This window comes from Pseudomonas sp. TMW22091 (assembly GCF_022496705.1).
Classification (GTDB): domain Bacteria; phylum Pseudomonadota; class Gammaproteobacteria; order Pseudomonadales; family Pseudomonadaceae; genus Aquipseudomonas; species Aquipseudomonas saxonica.
Window position 1 is genome coordinate 92,027 of record NZ_SCFI01000004.1, and the last position, 23,951, is coordinate 115,977.

The window sequence follows — 23,951 nt, forward strand, 5'->3', positions numbered from 1 at the left end:
TGCCTGGCGCAGTTGCACCGGGCCATTCATTGGACACCGAGGGCTTTACTGCATGTCGAAAGAAGACAGCTTCGAAATGGAAGGCACTGTCGTCGACACCCTGCCCAACACCATGTTTCGTGTGGAGTTGGAAAATGGGCACGTCGTAACCGCGCATATTTCCGGCAAGATGCGCAAGAACTACATTCGTATTCTTACCGGCGACAAAGTGCGCGTCGAGCTGACGCCCTATGACTTGAGCAAAGGGCGCATCACTTACCGCGCTCGTTAATCAAGTCAATACAAAACGCCCGGTTCTGCCGGGCGTTTTTGTTTGTCTGCGATTTGTGGGCTTGAGATCAAAAGCACCCTCACCCCAACCCTCTCCCAAAGGGAGAGGGAGCAGGTTGGGGGAAATTCGAGTTTTTCTAAATCGACCCAATCAGTCCCCTCTCCCTCTGGGAGAGGGCTAGGGTGAGGGTTTGCTGATCAAAAAAAAGCGCCTTTCGGCGCTTTTTTTATTTCAGAGCTAGATCAAGCCATCTCGACGGACGTTTCAAACTCGAACGTCAGTTCACCATCGACCAGGTCGATGTTAACTACCCCGCCATGATCAGCCAGCTCACCAAAGAGTATCTCTTCAGCCAGCGGACGCTTGATCTTGTCTTGTATCAAACGCGCCATTGGCCGCGCACCCATCTGCACATCGTAACCTCCCGCTGCCAACCAGCCACGTGCGGCGTCTGTCACCACCAATTGCACATGCTTGTCGTCCAGTTGCGCCTGCAACTCGGTAAGGAACTTGTCCACCACGTGCTTGATAACCTCATGACTGAGGCGACCAAACTGGATGATAGTGTCCAGACGATTGCGGAACTCGGGCGTGAAGCTTTTCTTGATCGCTTCCATCGCATCGGTCGCATGATCCTGAACCGTAAAGCCGATCGAAGCCCGCGATGCGGTCTCAGCCCCCGCGTTGGTGGTCATGATGACGATAACATTACGGAAATCAGCTTTACGCCCGTTGTTATCGGTCAACGTGCCGTGGTCCATCACCTGCAACAACAGGTTAAAGACCTCGGGATGCGCCTTCTCGATTTCATCCAGCAACAACACGCAATGCGGCTGTTTGCTGATGGCTTCAGTCAACAACCCACCCTGATCGAAGCCGACATAGCCCGGAGGAGCACCGATAAGACGTGAAACGGTGTGACGCTCCATGTATTCCGACATGTCGAAACGCAGTAGCTCAACCCCCAAGGCCTTGGCCAACTGACGCGCCGCCTCGGTCTTGCCGACACCGGTCGGCCCTGCAAACAGGAACGAACCCACGGGTTTGTCAGGTGACTTGAGCCCCGCACGGGACAGTTTGATGGCCGTAGACAGCGAATCAATGGCCGCATCCTGACCAAACACGGTCATTTTCAAGTCGCGCTCAAGGTTGCGCAGCAGTTCTTTGTCAGAACTGGACACGTGCTTAGGCGGAATACGGGCAATTTTTGCAACGATATCTTCAACTTGCTGCACATCGATGCGTTTGACGCGTTTCTCTACCGGCTGCAAGCGCTGGTAAGCACCCGCTTCGTCAATGACGTCGATGGCCTTGTCCGGCATATGCCGATCATTGATATAGCGCGACGCCAGCTCAGCAGCGGCGCGCAAGGCTTCATCGCTGTACTCGATACTGTGATGCTGCTCAAAACGACCCTTCAGGCCACGCAGAATGCCGATGGTGTCTTCAACCGATGGCTCGGAGACGTCCACTTTCTGGAAACGACGCGCCAAGGCACGGTCTTTTTCGAAAATACCGCGAAATTCCTGGAACGTGGTCGAACCAATGCAACGTATGTCGCCCGAAGACAACAGTGGCTTGAGCAGGTTCGACGCATCCATCACACCGCCCGAGGCAGCACCCGCACCAATGATGGTGTGGATTTCGTCGATGAACAAAATCGCCTGAGGACGCTTTTTCAGCTCGCCGAGCAGCGCCTTGAAGCGCTTCTCAAAATCGCCACGGTATTTGGTACCCGCCAACAAGGCGCCCAGATCAAGCGAGTAGACAATGCTATTGGCCAGCAAGTCTGGAACTTGATTGTCAACGATACGCTTGGCCAGCCCTTCAGCAATCGCGGTTTTACCCACGCCTGCCTCACCGACCAGCAGCGGATTGTTTTTGCGCCGGCGCGCAAGGATTTGAGCAACGCGCTCAACTTCCATTTCACGCCCCACCAGCGGGTCAATACGGCCCTGACGAGCCAGCTCGTTCAAGTTACTGGCATAGGCATCCAACGGATTGCTGGAAGAGGACGACTCACCCCCTTCCTCATCCTGCATTTCATGATCCCCGTCAGAGTGATCACCCTGGCCTGGCACTTTTGAAATGCCATGGGCAATAAAGTTGACGACATCAATGCGGGCAACGCTCTGCTGCTTGAGCAGAAACACAGCCTGGCTTTCCTGTTCGCTGAAAATCGCAACCAGAACGTTGGCACCCGTCACTTCACGCTTGCCGGAGCTTTGCACATGAAAAACGGCACGTTGCAGCACGCGCTGAAAGCCCAGTGTTGGCTGGGTTTCACGGTCTTCATCGTGAACAGGGATCAAAGGGGTGGTGGAATCAATAAACTCTTGCAGGTCATGCTTGAGTTTGTCGAGGTTTGCGCCACAGGCGCGTAGAACGGTTGCGGCCGCCTCGTTATCCAGTAGCGCTAAAAGAAGGTGTTCAACCGTCATGAATTCATGACGTTTGGAACGGGCCTCCTTAAAGGCAAGATTGAGGGTGACTTCGAGCTCGCGATTTAACATGGCTTCACCTCATACCCAAGTGGTCGGCGTTAACCGTCCTTCTCGATTTCACAGAGTAGCGGATGCTGGCTTTCGCGTGCGTACTGATTTACCTGCGCTGCCTTGGTCTCGGCAATGTCGCGGGTGTAGATACCACACACAGCCCGTCCTTCTGTATGAACGGCCAGCATGACCTTGGTCGCCAATTCGCGATTCAAGTTAAAAAACACCTCAAGTATTTCGACAACGAAATCCATGGGTGTGTAGTCATCATTGAACAAAACCACCTTGTACATAGGCGGCACCTGAAGCGCAGGCTTAGCCTCTTGCACAGCCAAGCCAGCGGCATCGTCGTCATCAAAACCGGGTTGATCCTGATTGAATGTTAGTCGAATCTGGCTAAATGCATGCATGGAATGAAAGGTTCGTCATTGATCGATTACAGAGATGGAGGCAAGCACATTAAATTTCAACTGCGCCTGCCGCGTGACCTTGACTATCGGTAAAACGGTGTTACAACCAATAGGGCCCACAGTGGGTAGTAAAGACCCGCGCAGTCAACCACATTTACTGGTTTTTGTGCGGATGAACTGGATGATACTCCAGTGATGGAGTCGTTTGCAGCAGAGGGATATGAGTATGCAAGGCAAGGTCAAGTGGTTCAACAACGCCAAGGGCTTCGGCTTCATTAATACGCAAGCCAAGGAAGGCCTCGATGAACACGGAAACATGATCGATTTTTTTGCTCATTTTTCGGCCATCAATATGGACGGGTACAAAACGCTCAAGGCTGGCCAACCGGTGAGTTTTGAAATCATCCAGGGCCCCAAAGGCCTGCACGCTGTCGCAATCACTGATGCAAAGGCCACCGCACCACTTACAGTGACAGAAGCCGAGGGACACTCCCTTGCGGTCTGACTACCAGGCGAGAAGATAAGCCGCACTTTTAAAAAATTTAAAAAAAATACCGCCATGTCGAGCCATCGATCTGGCGGTTTTTTTGGGCCTGAGTCCTGAGAGCCCTCTCACGCCGACTGTTTAAATACAGAAAAGAACGCCCGCCCAAAAGCATCCCCGCCCCGCTGCAACAACCGTAAACACTGGGCAAGAAGCCAAAGAAAGCACGCTCTTAGACCAATTGATGATCCGTGATTCACCAGACCCCTCGCAGCAACCTGAGGGACCTATGTATACTGCGCCGGTGACCATTGAGTCACCGAGCAACATCTATGAATTGAGTCTTTCAGGCCTAGAAAGGCTGAGCCGTTACCCCGGTTCGACCGCTTGACGCTCTACTGATGCATTCACATCACCGCGAAGAACCTCGACTTTCGGCTCATTGTTCACTGTGAACGAAAGCGCCTACCCTGCGCATCTCGAGTATCTGAGCACGCTCAGCAAAGAAGAGAGTTAATCCGAAATGCCCAACCGTTCGAAGATCATTTATACCTTCACCGACGAAGCTCCGGCGCTCGCCACCTACTCACTGCTGCCTATCATTGAAGCGTTTACGGCCACCGCCAATATTGATGTCGAAACGCGTGACATCTCTCTGGCCGGTCGAATCCTCGCCAGCTTCCCCGAGCAATTGGGTGCCAAGGCTGTACCCGACCACCTCGCCGAACTGGGCGCGCTGGCCGTTACACCTGAAGCCAACATCATCAAGCTGCCTAACATCAGCGCCTCGGTCCCGCAATTGCAGGCCGCAATCAAAGAACTGCAAGCGCAGGGCTTTGACATTCCGGACTACCCGGAAACCGTGACCACTGACGCCGAGAAAGAAATCAAAGCGCGTTACAGCAAGGTCATGGGCAGCGCCGTAAACCCGGTGCTGCGCGAAGGCAACTCTGACCGTCGCGCTCCGCTGTCGGTCAAAAACTATGCTCGCAAGCACCCGCACAAAATGGGCGCCTGGAAAGCAGACTCCAAGTCTCACGTGGCTCACATGAGCGAAGGCGACTTCTACGGCAGCGAAAAAGCCGCCCTGATCGAAGCCCCTGACACCGTTAAAATCGAACTGATCGCTCAAGACGGCACCACCACCGTTCTGAAAGAAAAAACCGCCGTACAAGCCGGCGAGATCATCGACTGCTCGGTCATGAGCAAAAAAGCCCTGCGCGAGTTCGTAGCGGCCGAAATCGAAGACGCCAAGAAGCAAGGCGTGCTGTTCTCGGTGCACTTGAAAGCCACCATGATGAAGGTGTCCGACCCGATCATGTTTGGTCAGATCGTGGCTGAGTTCTACAAGGACGCGCTGGAAAAACACGCTGACGTCCTGAAAGAAATCGGTTTCAACCTGAACAACGGCATTGGCGACCTGTACGCACGCATCAAGGCGCTGCCAGCCGAGAAACAAGCTGAAATCGAAGCTGACATCGAGGCGGTGTACGCCAACCGCCCTGCGCTGGCCATGGTGAACTCCGACAAAGGCATCACCAACCTGCACGTGCCAAGCGACGTTATCGTCGACGCATCGATGCCAGCGATGATCCGTGACTCGGGCAAAATGTGGGGCACTGACGGTCAGTTGCACGACACCAAAGCTGTGATCCCGGATCGCTGCTACGCCACCATCTATCAGGCAACCATCGAAGACTGCAAGCAACACGGCGCCTTCGATCCGACCACCATGGGCAGCGTGCCAAACGTTGGCCTGATGGCACAGAAAGCCGAAGAGTACGGTTCTCACGACAAAACCTTCCAGATCAAGACGGACGGTGTTGTGCGTGTAACCGACAGCAACGGCAACGTGCTGATGGAGCAAAAGGTCGCTGAAGGCGATATCTGGCGCATGTGCCAGGCCAAAGACGCGCCGATCCGCGACTGGGTCAAGCTGGCTGTCAACCGCGCCCGCGCCAGCAACACGCCTGCCGTGTTCTGGCTCGACCCAAAGCGTAGCCACGACGCCCTGATGATCAAGAAGGTTGAAACCTACCTGAAGGATCACGACACCAGCGGCCTGGACATTCGCATCATGGCACCCGTTGATGCCATGAAGTTCACTCTGGAGCGCACCCGTAAAGGCCTGGACACCATCTCGGTGACCGGCAACGTATTGCGCGACTACCTGACTGACCTGTTCCCGATCATGGAACTGGGCACCAGCGCCAAAATGCTGTCGATCGTACCGTTGATGAATGGTGGCGGTCTGTTCGAAACGGGCGCAGGCGGCTCCGCTCCGAAACACGTTCAACAGTTGCTGGAAGAAAACTTCCTGCGCTGGGACTCGCTGGGTGAATTCCTGGCGCTGGCAGCTTCCCTGGAGCACTTGGGCACGACCTACAACAACCCGAAAGCGTTGGTGTTGGCCAAGACTCTGGATCAGGCTACCGGTCAGTTCCTGGACAACAACAAATCGCCATCGCGCAAAGTCGGCAACATCGACAACCGCGGTAGCCACTTCTACCTGGCGCTGTACTGGGCACAAGCCCTGGCAGCTCAGACCGAAGACAAAGAGCTGCAAGCCCAATTTGCCCCTGTAGCAAAAGCCATGGCCGAGAACGAGGCAAAAATTGTTGCCGAACTCAACGCTGTGCAGGGCAAACCTGTAGACATCGGTGGTTACTACCACGCTGATGCCGACAAGGTCAGCCAAGTAATGCGCCCAAGCGCCACACTGAATGCGATTATCGCCTCAGTGTAAGAGCAACAGGCAACACCACAAACCCCGGCCCACGACGCCGGGGTTTGTGTTTTTGGGCCCCACTATCTCGTAGCAGCTGCCGAAGGCTGCGTCCGGCGACGTAGTCGTCGTAAAATCAATACCTGCAATTTGTCAGTTACACCGCACACTCAGGCGTTACGATTGCTTCGCAACCGGACGCAGCCTTCGGCAGCTGCTACGAACAATTCATACAAAGAGATCAACTCAATGGAATGGAAACCCCACATCACCGTCGCAACAGTCGTCGAAGACAATGGTCGCTTTCTAATGGTTGAAGAGCTCAAACGCGACCGCGCAGTCCTCAACCAGCCGGCCGGCCATCTGGACCCAAATGAAAGCCTGATCGACGCGGCTATCCGCGAAACCCTTGAAGAAACCGGTTACGACGTCGAACTGACCGGCGTGATTGGCATTTATCTGTACACCGCCCCGAGCAATGGCGTGACGTATCAACGCGTATGTTTTGCGGGCAAAGCCATCAAGCACCACCCCACGTACACCCTGGACACCGGCATAATCGGCCCGCTCTGGCTGACTCGCGACGAACTGCTGAAACAACGCGAACGCTGGCGCAGCGAGCTGACCTTGCAATGCATTGACGATTATTTGAGCGGCAAACTGTTCGACCTCTCGTTAATCCGCCCTTCGGTTTAGCCTTGAGCGCTCGGGCCTGCTAGAATCGCGTCCTTTTTAAAGACACTCATTGAATCCTTATGCGTGATCCAGCCTTAGTCGCCCCCGAAAAACAGCGCGTCATTGTCGGCATGTCCGGTGGTGTCGACTCTTCCGTTTCCGCCGTTCTGCTCATGGAGCAGGGCTATCAGGTGGAAGGCCTGTTCATGAAGAACTGGGAGGAAGACGACGGAACGGATTACTGCACCGCCATGGATGATCTGGCAGACGCCCAGGCCGTCTGCGACAAAATTGGCATTAAGCTGCACACCGCCAACTTTGCCGCCGAGTACTGGGACAATGTGTTTGAGCACTTTCTGGCCGAATACAAGGCTGGACGCACGCCGAACCCGGACATCCTGTGCAACCGCGAAATCAAGTTCAAGGCGTTCCTCGACTACGCCCTGATGCTGGGTGCCGATTTGATTGCCACGGGCCACTATGTGCGTCGTCGCGACATTGACGGCCGTACAGAGCTGCTCAAAGGCCTTGATCCGAACAAGGATCAGAGCTACTTCCTGCACGCGGTCGGCGGCGAGCAAATTGCCCGCACCCTGTTCCCGGTTGGCGAACTGGAAAAACCCGAGGTGCGTCAAATCGCCGAAAAACACGGGTTGGCCACCGCCAAGAAGAAAGACTCAACAGGCATCTGCTTTATTGGCGAACGACGCTTCAGCGACTTCCTCAAGCAGTACTTGCCTGCACAACCGGGCGAGATCAAGACCACCGAAGGTGAAGTCATTGGCCGCCACCACGGCCTGATGTACCACACCATCGGCCAGCGTCAAGGGCTGGGCATCGGCGGCCTCAAGGACGCCAGCGACGAGCCTTGGTATGTATTGTTTAAAGACTTGGAAAAAAACGAATTGATCGTAGGTCAGGGCAACGATCATCCGTGGCTGTTCTCCCGCGCCCTGCTCGCCTCCGAAATTTTCTGGGTCAACCCAATCGACCTGAGCAGCCCGCTGCGCCTGACCGCCAAGGTTCGTTATCGCCAAAGCGACCAGCCCTGCACGCTGGAAAAAACCGCAGACGGTTATCGCGCCACATTCGATGACCCACAACGTGCCGTTACCCCCGGTCAATCCGTGGTGTTTTACGACGGCGAAGTCTGTCTTGGCGGCGGCGTGATCGAAATCGCTGAACCCTGGACCAGCAAAGGCAACCAGGCATGAACCCCACCCAAGAGCAGTTGGTAGCCCTGGGCGGGGTTTTCCTCGCTGCCGTGCTGGTCGACAAGATCGCCAAAACGGGTCAGGTCGGCGAAGCCGAATTGGCCTGCATGCTGGGGACCTTGCTGGTTCGCGACCCCAAGGACACGCTTGAAGTGTTTGGCGGCGACGACAGCCACCTGCGTGAAGGCTATCGCGCCTTGATCGGCGCCCTTGAGCGCGACCCCAACACCTTGCAACGCGAGCCTTTACGCTACGCACTGTCCATGCTCGGCCTCGAGCGCCAACTGGCCAAGCGTGATGACATGCTGGAACTGATCGGCAAACGCTTGCCGCAGATTCAGTCTCAGGTCGAACATTTCGGCCCGGCACACGAAAACGTGGTGGCCGCGTGTGGCGCGCTGTATCAGGACACGTTAAGCACCTTGCGCCAGCGCATTCAGGTGCATGGAGACATGCGTAATCTGCAACAACCGAGCAACGCCTCAAAAATTCGCGCCCTGTTGCTGGCCGGCATCCGCTCGGCACGGCTTTGGCGCCAACTGGGTGGCCATCGCTGGCAGCTGGTGTTCAGCCGCCGCAAGCTGCTCAAAGAGCTTTACCCGATGCTGCGCGGTCACTGAAACCCGCCAGTAGTCACAGATTTATAAATCGATACGCGTATGACGCCGGTCACTTGGCAACGGACCGGCCGTTTTTTCATGTATGATACGCGCCCCATTTCGTTGCCCGACTGTCCGAGAACACCCCATGAAGCTTTCTTCGCTCACTGCGGTTTCCCCTGTTGACGGCCGCTACGCCGGCAAAACCCAGGCTTTGCGCCCAATTTTCAGCGAGTACGGCCTGATTCGTGCTCGCGTTCTGGTTGAAGTCCGTTGGCTTCAGCGCCTCGCGGCACACGCTGCCATCCCTGAAGTTCCGGCCTTCTCTGCCGAAGCCAACGCCGTTTTGAATGAACTGGCCGAAAACTTCTCTTTGGAGCACGCCGAGCGTGTCAAAGAGATCGAGCGCACCACCAACCATGACGTCAAGGCCATTGAGTACTTGCTCAAGGAACAGGCCGCCAAGCTGCCAGAGCTGGCCAACGTCAGTGAGTTCATCCACTTTGCCTGCACCAGCGAGGACATCAACAACCTGTCCCACGCCCTGATGCTGCGCGAAGGCCGCGATGATGTGATGTTGCCGCTGATGCGTCAGACCGCCGAAGCCATCCGCGAGCTGGCGATCAAGTTCGCCGACGTACCGATGCTGTCGCGCACCCACGGCCAACCGGCTTCGCCGACAACCTTGGGCAAAGAACTGGCCAACGTGGTTTACCGTCTTGAGCGTCAAATTGCTCAAGTGGCAGCTGTACCGCTACTGGGCAAAATCAACGGCGCCGTGGGCAACTACAACGCCCACCTCTCGGCCTACCCGCAGATCGACTGGGAAGAAAACGCTCGCGCCTTTATCGAAGACGAACTGGGCCTGGGTTTCAACCCCTACACCACCCAGATCGAGCCGCACGACTACATTGCCGAGCTGTTCGACGCCATGGCGCGCTTCAACACCATCCTGATCGACTTCGACCGCGACATCTGGGGCTATATCTCCCTGGGTTACTTCAAGCAGCGCACCATCGCAGGCGAAATCGGCTCCTCGACCATGCCGCACAAGGTCAACCCGATTGACTTCGAAAACTCCGAAGGCAACCTGGGCATCGCCAACGCATTGTTCCAGCACCTGGCCAGCAAACTGCCCATCTCCCGCTGGCAGCGCGACCTGACCGACTCCACCGTACTGCGCAACCTCGGCGTGGGCTTTGCCCACAGCGTGATCGCGTACGAAGCCAGCCTTAAAGGCATCAGCAAACTGGAGCTCAACGCTCAGAAGATCGCTGCTGACCTGGACGCCTGCTGGGAAGTGCTGGCTGAGCCGATTCAGACCGTGATGCGCCGTTACAATATTGAAAACCCGTACGAGAAGCTTAAAGAGCTGACGCGCGGCAAGGGCATCAGCCCAGAAGCACTGCAAACGTTCATCGACGGCCTTGAAATGCCGGAAGCGGCGAAAGCCGAGCTGAAACTGCTCACCCCTGCCAATTACATTGGCAACGCGGTCGAACAGGCCAAGCGCATCTGATCGCAGCAACGACCTACTAACGCCCGGCCGTGCCGGGCGTTTTTATTCCCGATTACAAAGTGCAATTTTTCAATAGGTTACACATGAATCCTGATACTCCTCTTCAAATACTGGGCGGCATCACTGCACGCGAATTCCTGCGCGACTACTGGCAGAAGAAACCGTTGCTGATCCGTCAGGCCATTCCTGACTTCGAAAGCCCGATCGATGCCGACGAATTGGCTGGCCTGGCACTTGAAGAAGAAGTCGAGTCGCGCCTGGTCATCGAGCACGGCGAGCGCCCATGGGAATTGCGCCGCGGCCCGTTTGCAGAAGACGAATTTGGCAAACTGCCAGAGCGCGAATGGACGCTGCTGGTTCAAGCCGTTGATCAGTTCGTACCCGAAGTGGGTGAGCTGCTGGAAAACTTCCGCTTCTTGCCAAGCTGGCGCATCGACGATGTGATGATCAGCTACGCAGCCCCCGGTGGCAGCGTTGGCCCTCACTTCGACAACTACGATGTGTTCTTGCTACAAGGCGCCGGCAAGCGTCACTGGCAGATCGGCCAGATGTGCGATTCCGAGAGCAAGCTGCTGGCACATGCAGACCTGCGCATTCTGGCTGATTTCCAGGCCACCGACGAGTGGACGCTGGAGCCGGGCGACATGCTCTACCTGCCGCCACGTCTGGCTCACTGCGGTGTAGCTGTGGATGAATGCCTGACCTACTCCGTGGGCTTCCGCGCACCGAGCGCAGCTGAAGTACTGACTCACTTCACCGACTTCCTCAGCCAGTACCTGCCTGATGAAGAACGCTACACCGATGCTGACGCCCAGCCGGTGAGCGACCCGCACCAGATCCAGCATGATGCCCTTGATCGCCTTAAAGGCTTGCTGGCCGAGCACATGAGCGACGAGCGCATGCTGCTGACATGGTTCGGCCAATTCATGACCGAGCCGCGTTATCCGGAACTCGTGACAGGGCCTGAACTCGAAGAAGAAGATCTGCTGGGCAGCCTGGAACAGGGCGCAGTCCTGATCCGCAATCCGAGTGCGCGCCTGGCCTGGTCTGAAGTGGACGACGACCTGCTCTTGTTTGCAAGCGGTCAGAGTCGCCTGCTGCCGGGCAAATTACGCGAACTGCTAAAGATGATTTGCGCGGCTGATGCCCTGCACATCGAAAACCTCGAGCCATGGTTGGCCGATGAAGATGGACGCAACCTGCTCTGTGAGCTGGTCAAACAAGGAAGCTTGGGATTCGCTGATGAATAAAATTCGCGTACGTGTCGCCAATTGGCAAAAGGACATCGCCGACCTTCGACGCATTCGTGAGGCGGTATTTATTAATGAACAACAGGTCCCGCCTGAGCTTGAATGGGACTCTGACGACGCTGACGCTGTGCATTTTCTGGCCTATGAGGGCGACTATGCGATTGGCACTGCGCGCTTGCTGCTCGACGGCCATATCGGCCGGGTATCCGTGCTCAAGGACTGGCGCGGCTTGAAAGTCGGTGATGCGCTGATGAATGCGGCGGTCAGCGAAGCAGAAAAGCGCGGGCTCAAGCAGCAAATGCTCAGCGCACAAGTGCATGCCTCAGCGTTTTACGAACGACTGGGCTTTAATATCGTCAGCGAAGAATTCCTGGAAGCAGGCATTCCTCATGTTGATATGGTGCGCGACAGCTAACGTAACCCTCCCGTAGCAGTTGCCGAAGGCGACGTCCGATTGCGAAGCGATCGTTAATCCAGCAAATGTGCACACAGGATTTACGACGGCTTCGCCGCCGAACGCAGCCTGCGGCAGCTGCTACGAATTAAGCAACGCCCTGCCCTCTCTGGATCGCAGGGCGTTTTGCTATCTGGCACACTCCACTCTGACCTTCCAAGCATTGCGGAGAATACGGACATGTCCCTACGCACATTCGTCGCCAGTCTGTTGCTGCTGACCAGCAGCATGGCGCTGGCCGACACCCAAGTCATCACCCTGCAAAACCGTACCAGCACTGACCTTCTGCCCATCGCTCAGGACTTTATCGGCAAGAACGGTAAAGTCAGTGCTTACGGCAATCAATTGATCGTCGAGGCGTCCGCCTCAAAAATCAAAAACCTTCAGGACCTGCTGAGCCAACTCGACACACCCGCCAAACGCCTGCTTGTCACCGTCGATACCCGTGACAACAACTTGCCCGAAACCAACAGCAGCACCCGCGTCTACAGCACCGCCAGCCGCGATGGCGGGACTCAGCAAATTCAAGTGACTGAAGGCGTTCCCGCGTTTATTCAGACCGGTCAAAGTGTTCCGCTCACCAGCACCCAGACAGATGGCTATGGCCGCTTGCTGACGCAGACCGAATACCGAGACGTGACCCGCGGCTTTTATGTCACCGCCACTGTGACGGGCAATACGGTTCACCTGGCGATCAGCGCCCAGCGCGACCGCATGAGCCAGGAGCAGCCCGATGTAGTGAACGTGCAAAACACCGACACACAGGTCAGCGGACCACTGGGGCAGTGGATCACTGTAGCGGGGATCAATGGCCAGAATCCGACCGCTCAACAAGGTGAAACCCTTACCTACTCTACTCAAAGCCGCGATGACATGACCGTACGGGTAAAAGTCGACGCACTTGACCAAAAGGCCCAAAACTGACTGATGAGTCGAATCAGAGCAAATATGTAGTGCCATGAAAAAAGCACTACAAAGTGTTTGACGACGCAAAAATGCAAAGGCATGATGGCCCCGCTCCCGCGATTCAGAGGCCTTACACAAGACCTCTGAAAGCCGTTAGCGAGAAGCCAATCACGCACTTACACAAACAACATTGATGTGTGCCTGGTGGAGCAAAACTTTTCAACCCAGACCTATGCGACGAGGTTTATCACCATGGCACTGACACGCGAACAGCAAATTGCAGCCCTTGAAAAAGACTGGGCCGAAAATCCACGCTGGAAAGGCGTGACTCGCGATTACTCCGCTGCTGACGTGGTCCGCCTGCGCGGCTCGGTTCAACCCGAGCACACCTTTGCAAAAATGGGCGCTGACAAGCTGTGGAAACTGGTGACACAGGGCGCACACCCGTCCTTCCGTCCCGAGAAAGATTTCGTCAACTGCATGGGCGCCCTGACCGGGGGCCAGGCAGTACAACAGGTTAAAGCCGGCATCCAGGCCATTTACCTGTCGGGCTGGCAAGTGGCGGCAGACAACAACTCTGCCGAATCCATGTACCCCGATCAGTCGCTGTACCCGGTGGACTCTGTTCCAACCGTGGTCAAGCGCATCAACAACTCGTTCCGCCGTGCGGATCAAATTCAGTGGAAAGCCGGTAAAAACCCGGGTGACCAAGGCTATATCGACTACTTCGCACCGATCGTGGCTGACGCTGAAGCCGGTTTTGGTGGCGTGCTGAACGCTTATGAACTGATGAAAAGCATGATCGAAGCAGGCGCCGCCGGCGTTCACTTCGAAGATCAGCTGGCTTCGGTCAAGAAATGCGGCCACATGGGCGGCAAGGTATTGGTCCCCACTCAAGAAGCCGTACAAAAGTTGACGGCTGCTCGTCTGGCGGCTGACGTCGCTGGCACACCGACTATCATTCTGGCCCGCACCGACGCTAACGCAGCTGACCTGCTGACTTCCGATTGCGACCCGTACGACCAGCCGTTCGTTACAGGCGAGCGCACCAAGGAAGGCTTCTACAAAGTACGCGCCGGCCTGGACCAAGCGATCGCTCGCGGTTTGGCTTACGCTCCGTATGCCGACCTGATCTGGTGCGAAACTGCCAAGCCGGACCTGGATGAAGCCCGCCGTTTTGCTGAAGCGATCAAAAAGGAATACCCGGACCAACTGCTGTCTTACAACTGCTCGCCTTCCTTCAACTGGAAGAAAAACCTGGACGACGCGACCATCGCCAAGTTCCAGCGCGAACTGTCGGCCATGGGCTACAAACATCAGTTCATCACCCTGGCTGGCATCCACAATATGTGGCACAGCATGTTCAACCTGGCGCACGACTACGCCCGCAACGACATGACCGCCTACGTGAAGCTGCAAGAGCAGGAATTTGCTGACGCCGCCAAAGGGTACACCTTTGTGGCGCACCAGCAGGAAGTGGGCACCGGCTACTTCGACGACATGACCACCGTCATTCAAGGTGGCTCGTCATCGGTGACCGCACTGACCGGCTCTACAGAAGAAGAACAGTTCCACTAATAGTGCGAGCACGGCAATTGCCCGGCGTGTAAAGAACAGACGCAATGCCTTGAACATCATGCCCCGACTGGTTCGGGGCATTTTTTTGTCCACAGTTAACCAGTCTCACGTAGCAGCTGCCGTAGGAACGAGGCTGCGTCCGGCGTGATACGGCACCCCGCCGTAGTCGTCGTAAATTTTGCGAGTCAGATTTGATTACTACACCAGAGCGTCTGATCTTAAGGCGGCTTCGCCGCCTAACGCAGCCTCGTTCCTACGGCAGCTGCTACGAGTCCAGAGCACCTCTTTCCAACAAAACACTGACCCAGGTCCATACCTCAATCGCCTGAACAGGTTAAAAAGCCAAGTTCCAAACTTGCTAACTGCGCTTATATAAGCCAAGTTCTAGACACCTGCGACATAGCGACACAATAGACGGCTTCTTAAACGATATTAATTATCATTACGAGTTGCTTTTGTTGGATACAGGGCTGCCGAAATACAATCATTGAAATGCGCTGGAACGCCCGTGCCACAAGGCCTGCATCGACATTACCGAGTGTTCTACAACTAAAGGACTGAATTAATTCATCATAGAAAATTTACTTGCTGGGTGTTTAGCCATAAAATCCCGCCCATCAATTGCGCTGCGACATTTCGTCACTGCTTTATTACCTTTTCAAGCTCAGAGACGCGTGTTCTCTGTTAAGGATTTCCAGCATGCCCGAAGCGACAGGACTCATAGCCCACAACTGGGGCTTTGCCATTTTCCTTCTCGGCGTTGTCGGCCTTTGTGCCTTCATGCTCGGCGTGTCCAGCCTCCTTGGGTCAAAAGCCTGGGGTCGCAGCAAAAATGAACCGTTTGAATCCGGCATGCTGCCCACCGGTGGCGCCCGCTTACGGCTCTCAGCCAAATTCTATCTGGTCGCGATGCTGTTCGTGATCTTCGATATCGAAGCCCTCTTTCTCTTTGCATGGTCTGTGTCTGTACGCGAAAGCGGCTGGACCGGATTCGTCGAAGCTCTCGTTTTCATAGCAATTCTGTTGGCAGGCCTTGTCTACCTATTTCGGGTGGGTGCTCTTGATTGGGCACCGGAAGCTCGTCGTAAGCGGCAGGCCAAGCTGAAACAATGAGGCTTTGGCAATGCAATACGAACTTACCAGGATCGACCCGGACGCTCCTAACGAGCAGTATCCGATCGGCACACGGGAAACCGTTGCTGATCCGTTAGAAGATCAAGTCCACAAAAACATTTTCATGGGCAAGCTGGAAGACGTGCTAAACGGCACGGTCAACTGGGGACGTAAAAACTCCCTGTGGCCGTACAACTTCGGCCTGTCATGCTGCTACGTGGAAATGACCACCGCCTTCACAGCCCCCCATGACATCGCACGCTTCGGCGCCGAAGTGATCCGGGCATCGCCGCGTCAGGCGGATTTCATGGTGATCGCCGGTACCTGCTTCATCAAGATGGCGCCGATCATTCAGCGTCTCTATGAGCAAATGCTTGAACCTAAATGGGTCATCTCCATGGGTTCGTGCGCCAACTCCGGTGGCATGTACGACATCTACTCCGTGGTTCAAGGGGTCGACAAGTTCCTGCCCGTGGACGTTTACGTACCCGGCTGCCCGCCCCGCCCAGAGGCTTTTCTGCAAGGCTTGATGCTGTTGCAAGAGTCAATTGGCCAGGAGCGTCGCCCACTTTCCTGGGTCGTTGGCGAACAAGGCGTTTACCGCGCCGAGATGCCATCGCAAAAGGAACAGCGCCGCGAACAGCGTATCCAGGTGACCAACCTGCGCAGCCCCGACGAAGTCTGACCCAGAGCCGTTTCTAAGCAATAGAACGAATCACTGGCTTCATTCTTTACGTTGAACGAAAGCGATAAAAAAACCATGACTACAGGCTCCGCTCTGTACATCCCGCCTTACAAGGCTGACGACCAAGATGTGGTCGTTGAATTGAATAACCGTTTTGGCCCTGAAGCATTCACCGCTCAGACCACGCGCACCGGCATGCCGGTGCTTTGGGTTGCCCGCGGCAAACTGGTCGAAGTGCTGACCTTCCTGCGCACCCTGCCAAAACCCTACGTCATGCTCTATGACTTGCACGGTGTGGACGAGCGTTTGCGCACCAAGCGTCAGGGCTTGCCATCGGGCGCAGACTTCACCGTCTTCTACCACCTGATGTCGCTGGAACGTAACAGCGACGTGATGATCAAGGTGGCGCTGTCTGAAGGCGATCTGAGCCTGCCGACCGTGACCGGTATCTGGCCAAACGCCAACTGGTACGAGCGTGAAGTGTGGGACATGTTCGGTATCGACTTCAAAGGTCACCCGCACCTGTCGCGCATCATGATGCCGCCGACCTGGGAAGGTCACCCGCTGCGCAAGGACTTCCCGGCACGCGCCACTGAGTTCGATCCGTACAGCCTGAGCCTGGCCAAGATCCAGCTGGAAGAAGAAGCCGCACGCTTCAAGCCCGAAGACTGGGGCATGAAACGCTCCGGTGATAACGAGGACTACATGTTCCTCAACCTGGGCCCGAACCACCCTTCGGCTCACGGTGCCTTCCGTATCATCCTGCAGCTCGATGGCGAAGAAATCGTCGACTGCGTGCCGGACATCGGTTACCACCACCGTGGTGCCGAAAAAATGGCTGAACGCCAGTCCTGGCACAGCTTCATCCCGTACACCGATCGTATTGATTACCTCGGCGGCGTGATGAACAACCTGCCCTATGTGCTTTCGGTCGAAAAACTGGCAGGCATCAAGGTGCCGGATCGGGTCGACACCATCCGCATCATGATGGCCGAGTTCTTCCGTATCACCAGCCACCTGCTGTTCCTGGGGACTTATATCCAGGACGTGGGCGCCATGACCCCGGTGTTCTTCACGTTCACCGACCGTCAGCGCGCTTACAAAGTGATCGAAGCCATTACCGGTTTCCGTCTGCACCCGGCCTGGTATCGCATCGGCGGCGTTGCCCACGATCTGCCGAACGGCTGGGAACGCCTGGTCAAAGAATTCATCGACTGGATGCCCAAGCGTCTGGACGAATACCAGAAAGCCGCTTTGGACAACAGCATTCTGCGCGGTCGTACCATCGGCGTCGCTCAGTACAACACCAAAGAAGCCCTGGAATGGGGCGTCACCGGTGCTGGCCTGCGTTCGACCGGTTGTGACTTCGACCTGCGTAAAGCTCGCCCGTATTCCGGCTATGAGAACTTCGAGTTTGAAGTGCCACTGGCCGCCAATGGCGATGCCTACGACCGCTGCATCGTGCGTGTAGAAGAAATGCGCCAGAGCCTGAAGATCATCGAGCAGTGCATGCGCAACATGCCGGCAGGTCCGTACAAGGCGGATCACCCGCTGACCACGCCGCCGCCTAAAGAGCGCACGCTGCAACATATCGAGACCTTGATTACGCACTTCCTGCAAGTTTCGTGGGGCCCGGTGATGCCGGCCAACGAATCCTTCCAGATGATCGAGGCGACCAAGGGCATCAACAGTTATTACCTGACGAGCGATGGCGGCACCATGAGCTACCGCACCCGGATTCGCACCCCAAGCTTCCCGCACCTGCAACAGATCCCTTCGGTGATCAAAGGTGAAATGGTCGCGGACTTGATTGCGTACCTGGGTAGTATCGATTTCGTTATGGCCGACGTGGACCGCTAAGCATGAACAGCACGCTTATCCAGACAGACCGTTTCGCCCTGAGCGAAACCGAGCGCTCGGCCATCGAGCACGAGATGCATCACTATGAAGACCCGCGCGCGGCGTCGATCGAAGCCCTGAAGATCGTTCAGAAGGAACGCGGCTGGGTACCGGACGGTGCCGTCTACGCCATCGGCGAGCTGCTGGGCATTCCTGCCAGCGACGTCGAAGGCGTGGCCACGTTCTACAGCCAGATCTTCCGTCAGCCGGTTGGCCGTCACATCATCCGTGTGTGCGACAGCATGGTCTGCTACATCGGCGGCCACGAATCGGTGGTTGGCGAGATCCAGAACAAACTGGGCATCGGCCTCGGTCAAACCACTGCCGACGGCCGCTTCACGCTGCTGCCGGTGTGCTGCCTGGGCAACTGCGACAAGGCGCCGGCGTTGATGATCGACGACGACACATTCGGTGACGTGCAGCCTGCTGGCGTCGCTACGTTGCTGGAGGGCTACCCATGACCCTGACTTCCTTCGGCCCAGCCAACCTGATCAAGCGTTCGGCTGAAACTCACCCGCTGACCTGGCGTCTGCGTGATGACGGCGAGCCGGTATGGCTCGACGAATATCAGGCAAAAGACGGCTACGCCGCTGCGCGCAAGGCGTTCGCCGACATGGCTCAGGACGACATCGTCCAGACCGTGAAAGACGCGGGCCTCAAAGGTCGCGGCGGTGCAGGCTTCCCCACGGGCGTGAAGTGGGGCCTGATGCCTAAAGACGAGTCCATGAACATCCGTTACCTGCTGTGTAACGCCGATGAAATGGAACCCAACACCTGGAAAGACCGGATGCTGATGGAGCAACTGCCCCATCTGCTGATCGAAGGCATGTTGATCAGTGCCCGCGCACTGAAAACCTACCGCGGTTATATCTTCCTGCGTGGCGAATACACCACTGCCGCAGTGCACCTGCGCCGCGCAGTGGAAGAAGCCAAGGCCGCCGGCCTGCTGGGCAAGAACATTCTGGGCTCGGGCTTTGACTTCGAACTGTTCGTGCACACCGGTGCCGGGCGTTACATCTGCGGTGAAGAAACCGCACTGATCAACTCCCTCGAAGGCCGTCGCGCCAACCCGCGCTCCAAGCCGCCGTTTCCGGCCGCTGTGGGCGTATGGGGCAAACCGACCTGCGTGAACAACGTTGAAACCCTGTGCAACGTCCCGGCCATCATTGGCAACGGCGTTGACTGGTACAAATCCCTGGCCCGCGAAGGCAGCGAAGACCACGGCACCAAGCTGATGGGCTTCTCCGGCAAAGTGAAGAACCCTGGCCTGTGGGAACTGCCTTTCGGCGTGACCGCTCGCGAGCTGTTCGAAGACTACGCTGGCGGTATGCGCGACGGCTTCAAGCTTAAATGCTGGCAGCCTGGCGGTGCCGGTACAGGTTTCCTGCTGCCAGAGCACCTGGACGCGCAAATGTACGCCGGAGGTATCGCCAAGGTCGGAACCCGTATGGGGACAGGCTTGGCGATGGCCGTCGACGACAGCGTCAATATGGTGTCGTTGCTGCGCAACATGGAACAGTTCTTCGCCCGTGAATCGTGCGGTTTCTGCACCCCTTGCCGTGATGGATTGCCGTGGAGCGTCAAGCTGCTTATGGCCATTGAAAACGGTGAAGGTCAGCCTGGTGACATCGAGACCCTGCTGGGTCTGGTCGGTTTCCTCGGCCCGGGCAAGACGTTCTGTGCTCACGCACCGGGTGCCGTTGAGCCGTTGGGCAGCGCGATCAAATACTTCCGTCCAGAGTTCGAAGCCGGTATTGCGCAAGCAAAACCGGGCGTTCCACCTCTGGCACGCCCGATTGTTATCGGTGCGTAACGCTCTGAATGAGGGTGGTCCGTGCCGCCCTCTGATCGTTCGATAACGCCGTAAGGCTGGGTTGCTTCGAACGCATAACAAGATTCCATTAGCCACGCCCGCTGACACCGGGCCAACGAAGAACTTTGAACCATGGCCACTATCCACGTAGACGGCAAAGAGCTCGAAGTCGATGGGGCAGACAACCTGTTACAGGCGTGTCTGTCGCTAGGCCTCGATATTCCGTATTTCTGCTGGCACCCTGCCTTGGGCAGCGTTGGCGCGTGCCGCCAATGTGCAGTCAAGCAGTACACCGACGAAAACGACACCCGTGGTCGTATCGTCATGTCGTGCATGACCCCGGCCACCGACGGTAGCTGGATCTCCATCGAAGACGAAGAAGCGAAAGTTTTTCGCGCCAGCGTCGTCGAGTGGCTGATGACCAACCACCCGCACGACTGCCCTGTGTGCGAAGAAGGCGGTCACTGCCACCTGCAAGACATGACCGTGATGACCGGTCACAACGAGCGCCGTTATCGCTTCACCAAGCGTACTCACCAGAACCAGGAACTCGGCCCGTTCATTTCCCACGAAATGAACCGCTGCATTGCCTGCTATCGCTGTGTGCGTTTCTATAAAGACTACGCGGGTGGTACTGACCTGGGCGTATTCGGTGCCCATGACAACGTGTACTTCGGTCGCGTTGAAGACGGCGTGCTCGAAAGCGAATTCTCGGGCAACCTCACCGAAGTGTGCCCGACCGGCGTGTTCACCGACAAAACCCACTCCGAGCGTTACAACCGCAAGTGGGACATGCAGTTTGCACCGAGCATCTGCCACGGCTGCTCCAGCGGCTGCAACATCAGCCCCGGTGAGCGTTACGGTGAGCTGCGTCGCATCGAAAACCGCTTTAACGGTTCGGTTAACCAGTACTTCCTGTGTGACCGCGGCCGCTTTGGTTATGGCTACGTCAACCGTACCGACCGCCCACGTCAGCCATTGTTGGCCGACGGCAAGAAATTAAGCGTCGACGCCGCACTGGATAAAGCCGCCGATCTATTGCGCGGTCGCAATATTGTCGGTATCGGTTCGCCCCGTGCCAGCCTTGAAAGCAACTACGCGTTGCGCGAGCTGGTCGGCGCCGAACACTTCTACTCGGGCATTGAAGCCGGTGAGCTGGAGCGCATCCGCCTGGTGCTGCAAGTGCTCAAAGACAGCCCGCTGCCCGTGCCGAACATGCGCGAGATCGAAGATCACGACGCCATCTTCGTACTGGGTGAAGACCTGACTCAGACCGCCGCCCGTATGGCGCTGTCGCTGCGTCAATCGGTCAAGGGCAAAGCCGAAGAAATGGCCGACGCCATGCGCGTTCAGCCTTGGCTTGACGCCGCGGTGAAAAACATTGGCCAGCACGCGCTGAACCCACTGTTTATCGCCAGCCTGGCTGAAACCAAGCTCGACGACGTTGCCGAAGAATGCGTCCACGCCGCACCAGACGATCTGGCCCGCATCGGTTTCGCTGTGGCCCACGCCATCGACGCCAGCGCCCCTGCCGTAGCCGGTCTGGACGCTGAAGCCCTGGAGCTGGCCAAACGCATCGCTGACGCCCTGCTCGCCGCCAAACGCCCATTGATCATTGCCGGTACTTCGCTGGGCTCCAAAGCCCTGATCGAAGCCGCAGGCAATATCGCCAAGGCGCTGCACCTGCGTGAGAAAGCCGGCTCTATCAGCCTGGTCGTGCCGGAAGCTAACAGCTTGGGTCTGGCCATGCTCGGCGGCGAATCGGTAGACGCTGCCCTGCAAGCGGTGATTGACGGCAACGCCGACGCCATCGTGGTACTGGAAAACGATCTGTTTACCCGGGTTGATGCAGTCAAGGTCAATGCTGCACTGGATGCCGCCAAAGTGGTGATCGTTGCCGATCATCAGAAAACTGCAACCACCGACCGTGCCGATCTGGTGCTGCCGGCCGCAAGCTTCGCCGAAGGCGACGGTACGCTGGTCAGCCAGGAAGGCCGCGCCCAGCGCTTCTTCCAGGTGTTTGAACCTCGCTACCTGGATGCGAGCATCCTGATCCACGAAGGCTGGCGCTGGTTGCACGCCTTGCGCAGCACCCTGCTGAACAAGCCGGTTGACTGGACCCTGCTCGATCACGTCACGCAACAAACAGCGGCAAGCACACCGGAACTGGCGGGCATCATTGATGCAGCACCGTCGGCAGCATTCCGCATCAAAGGCTTGAAACTGGCTCGCGAACCACTGCGTTACAGTGGCCGTACGGCCATGCGCGCCAATATCAGCGTGCACGAACCGCGTACCCCACAAGACCCGGACACCGCGTTCGCGTTCTCGATGGAAGGCTACTCGGGCTCCGTCGAACCACGTCAACAAGTGCCGTTCGCCTGGTCGCCGGGCTGGAACTCGCCACAAGCGTGGAACAAGTTCCAGGACGAAGTCGGTGGGCATATCCGCGCGGGCGATCCGGGCATTCGCCTGATCGAAAGCAAAGGTGACTCGCTGAACTGGTTTGCCAATATTCCGGGCGCCTTCAACCCGGCCCGTGGCACCTGGCAAGTCGTTCCGTTCTACCACCTGCTGGGCAGCGAAGAGAACTCGTCGAAAGCCGCGCCGGTACAAGAACGTATTCCAGCGGCCTATATTGCGCTGGCCAAGTCCGAAGCCGACCGCTTGGGCGTCAATGATGGCGCACTGCTCAGCTTGAACGTTGCCGGTGTGACCCTGCGTCTGCCGCTGCGTATCAATGAAGAGCTGGGTGCAGGTTTGGTGGCATTGCCCGCCGGTTTGCCGGGCATTCCACCAGCGATCTTTGGCCTTACCGTTGACGGTTTGCAGGAGGCAGCCCAATGACCTGGTTCACGCCTGAAGTGATCGACGTGATTATCTCGGTGGTGCAAGCCGTGGTGATTCTGCTCGCCGTGGTGGTCTGCGGCGCACTGCTCAGCTGGGTAGAGCGTCGCCTGCTGGCCTTGTGGCAAGACCGTTACGGTCCGAACCGCGTCGGCCCGTTTGGCGCGTTCCAGATTGCCGCTGACATGATCAAGATGTTCTTCAAGGAAGACTGGACACCGCCGTTTGCCGACAAGGTGATCTTCACCTTGGCACCCGTGGTGGCCATGAGCGCCTTGTTGATCTCCTTTGCGATTATCCCGATCACCCCGACCTGGGGCGTTGCGGATCTGAACATCGGCATCCTGTTCTTCTTCGCCATGGCCGGTCTGTCGGTCTACGCGGTGCTCTTCGCCGGCTGGTCGAGCAACAACAAGTTTGCCCTGCTGGGCGCCTTGCGCGCCTCGGCGCAGACCGTGTCCTATGAAGTATTCATGGGCCTGTCGCTGATGGGCATCGTGGTGCAGGTTGGCTCGTTCAACATGCGCGACATCGTTGAATACCAGGCACAGAACCTGTGGTTCATCATTCCGCAGATCTTCGGTTTCCTGACCTTCTTCATCGCTGGCGTGGCCGTGACTCACCGTCACCCCTTCGACCAGCCTGAAGCCGAGCAGGAACTGGCCGATGGTTACCACATTGAATACGCCGGCATGAAATGGGGCATGTTCTTCGTCGGTGAGTACATCGGGATCGTGTTGATCTCGGCGTTGCTGGTGACTTTGTTCTTCGGTGGCTGGCACGGTCCTTTCGGGCTGCTGCCACAGATTCCGTTTATCTGGTTCGCCCTGAAGACCGCGTTTTTCATCATGATCTTTATCCTGTTGCGCGCCTCCATTCCGCGCCCTCGGTATGACCAAGTGATGGACTTCAGCTGGAAGTTCTGCCTGCCGCTGACCCTGATCAATTTGCTGGTGACCGCCGCAATCGTGTTGTTGAACACGCCTGCCGGCGCGGTTCAGTGAGGATAGAGAC

General features: G+C 57.0%; 20 protein-coding genes. 18 read left to right on the forward strand and 2 right to left on the reverse strand.

The window, feature by feature from the left end:
* The first annotated feature begins 52 nt into the window (after window positions 1-52).
* Entirely contained in the window at window positions 53-271 is a 219-nt protein-coding gene (gene infA, locus EQV93_RS09485; RefSeq protein WP_002553999.1) for a translation initiation factor IF-1, read from the forward strand.
* 242 nt (window positions 272-513) lie between these two features.
* Here the strand turns inward: infA and clpA are convergent, their stop codons facing one another.
* Window positions 514-2,784, reverse strand: a complete 2,271-nt coding sequence (gene clpA / locus EQV93_RS09490; protein ID WP_122784570.1) for an ATP-dependent Clp protease ATP-binding subunit ClpA — start codon at window positions 2,782-2,784, stop codon at window positions 514-516.
* A 29-nt stretch (window positions 2,785-2,813) separates the two neighbouring features.
* On the reverse strand, window positions 2,814-3,176 hold the full coding sequence (gene clpS / locus EQV93_RS09495) for an ATP-dependent Clp protease adapter ClpS (RefSeq protein ID WP_122784569.1): 363 nt from the start codon (window positions 3,174-3,176) through the stop codon (window positions 2,814-2,816).
* 226 nt (window positions 3,177-3,402) lie between these two features.
* Between clpS and EQV93_RS09500 the strand changes: the two genes are divergently transcribed.
* The 17 genes from EQV93_RS09500 to nuoH all read left to right on the forward strand — a co-directional run bounded on the left by EQV93_RS09500 (window position 3,403) and on the right by nuoH (window position 23,941).
* Entirely contained in the window at window positions 3,403-3,681 is a 279-nt protein-coding gene (locus EQV93_RS09500) for a cold shock domain-containing protein (RefSeq protein ID WP_146384595.1), read from the forward strand.
* A 502-nt stretch (window positions 3,682-4,183) separates the two neighbouring features.
* Window positions 4,184-6,406 (forward strand): NADP-dependent isocitrate dehydrogenase, encoded by a 2,223-nt coding sequence (locus tag EQV93_RS09505; RefSeq protein ID WP_122784567.1) that lies wholly within the window; start codon window positions 4,184-4,186, stop codon window positions 6,404-6,406.
* A 228-nt stretch (window positions 6,407-6,634) separates the two neighbouring features.
* On the forward strand, window positions 6,635-7,081 hold the full coding sequence (locus EQV93_RS09510) for an NUDIX hydrolase (protein WP_240891446.1): 447 nt from the start codon (window positions 6,635-6,637) through the stop codon (window positions 7,079-7,081).
* Window positions 7,082-7,140: 59 nt separating this feature from the next.
* The gene (gene mnmA, locus EQV93_RS09515) at window positions 7,141-8,274 is read left to right on the forward strand and encodes a tRNA 2-thiouridine(34) synthase MnmA (protein WP_122784565.1); all 1,134 of its coding nucleotides are present in this window, start codon (window positions 7,141-7,143) and stop codon (window positions 8,272-8,274) included.
* Window positions 8,271-8,894, forward strand: a complete 624-nt coding sequence (gene hflD / locus EQV93_RS09520; RefSeq protein WP_122784564.1) for a high frequency lysogenization protein HflD — start codon at window positions 8,271-8,273, stop codon at window positions 8,892-8,894. Before mnmA ends, hflD begins: the two co-directional genes overlap by 4 nt.
* Window positions 8,895-9,021: 127 nt before the next feature.
* Entirely contained in the window at window positions 9,022-10,392 is a 1,371-nt protein-coding gene (gene purB / locus EQV93_RS09525; protein WP_240891447.1) for an adenylosuccinate lyase, read from the forward strand.
* An 83-nt stretch (window positions 10,393-10,475) separates the two neighbouring features.
* Window positions 10,476-11,642 (forward strand): ribosomal protein uL16 3-hydroxylase, encoded by a 1,167-nt coding sequence (locus EQV93_RS09530; RefSeq protein ID WP_122784563.1) that lies wholly within the window; start codon window positions 10,476-10,478, stop codon window positions 11,640-11,642.
* Window positions 11,635-12,057, forward strand: a complete 423-nt coding sequence (locus EQV93_RS09535) for a GNAT family N-acetyltransferase (protein ID WP_122784562.1) — start codon at window positions 11,635-11,637, stop codon at window positions 12,055-12,057. The genes EQV93_RS09530 and EQV93_RS09535 overlap by 8 nt, the downstream gene beginning before the upstream one ends.
* Before the next feature lie 219 nt (window positions 12,058-12,276).
* Complete coding sequence (locus tag EQV93_RS09540; protein WP_146383762.1) at window positions 12,277-13,020, forward strand: secretin N-terminal domain-containing protein; 744 nt, start codon at window positions 12,277-12,279, stop codon at window positions 13,018-13,020.
* 234 nt (window positions 13,021-13,254) lie between these two features.
* Window positions 13,255-14,580 carry an isocitrate lyase gene (gene aceA / locus EQV93_RS09545; protein ID WP_003446991.1) on the forward strand — a complete coding sequence of 442 codons (1,326 nt, stop codon included), beginning with the start codon at window positions 13,255-13,257 and terminating at the stop codon, window positions 14,578-14,580.
* Between the two features lie 699 nt (window positions 14,581-15,279).
* The gene (locus EQV93_RS09550; RefSeq protein WP_003446990.1) at window positions 15,280-15,693 is read left to right on the forward strand and encodes an NADH-quinone oxidoreductase subunit A; all 414 of its coding nucleotides are present in this window, start codon (window positions 15,280-15,282) and stop codon (window positions 15,691-15,693) included.
* A gap of 10 nt (window positions 15,694-15,703) precedes the next feature.
* Window positions 15,704-16,378: a NuoB/complex I 20 kDa subunit family protein gene (locus EQV93_RS09555; protein WP_016780200.1), complete on the forward strand. Its 675-nt coding sequence runs from the start codon at window positions 15,704-15,706 to the stop codon at window positions 16,376-16,378.
* 75 nt (window positions 16,379-16,453) lie between these two features.
* The gene (gene nuoC, locus EQV93_RS09560; protein WP_240891448.1) at window positions 16,454-18,238 is read left to right on the forward strand and encodes an NADH-quinone oxidoreductase subunit C/D; all 1,785 of its coding nucleotides are present in this window, start codon (window positions 16,454-16,456) and stop codon (window positions 18,236-18,238) included.
* Window positions 18,239-18,240: 2 nt separating this feature from the next.
* A complete protein-coding gene (gene nuoE, locus EQV93_RS09565; protein ID WP_019412098.1) occupies window positions 18,241-18,738 on the forward strand; it encodes an NADH-quinone oxidoreductase subunit NuoE in 498 nt (165 codons plus the stop codon).
* Window positions 18,735-20,090: an NADH-quinone oxidoreductase subunit NuoF gene (gene nuoF, locus EQV93_RS09570; protein ID WP_122784560.1), complete on the forward strand. Its 1,356-nt coding sequence runs from the start codon at window positions 18,735-18,737 to the stop codon at window positions 20,088-20,090. The genes nuoE and nuoF overlap by 4 nt, the downstream gene beginning before the upstream one ends.
* Before the next feature lie 132 nt (window positions 20,091-20,222).
* Window positions 20,223-22,937 (forward strand): NADH-quinone oxidoreductase subunit NuoG, encoded by a 2,715-nt coding sequence (gene nuoG / locus EQV93_RS09575; RefSeq protein ID WP_240891449.1) that lies wholly within the window; start codon window positions 20,223-20,225, stop codon window positions 22,935-22,937.
* Window positions 22,934-23,941: an NADH-quinone oxidoreductase subunit NuoH gene (gene nuoH, locus EQV93_RS09580; protein WP_122784558.1), complete on the forward strand. Its 1,008-nt coding sequence runs from the start codon at window positions 22,934-22,936 to the stop codon at window positions 23,939-23,941. Before nuoG ends, nuoH begins: the two co-directional genes overlap by 4 nt.
* Window positions 23,942-23,951: the final 10 nt, after the last annotated feature.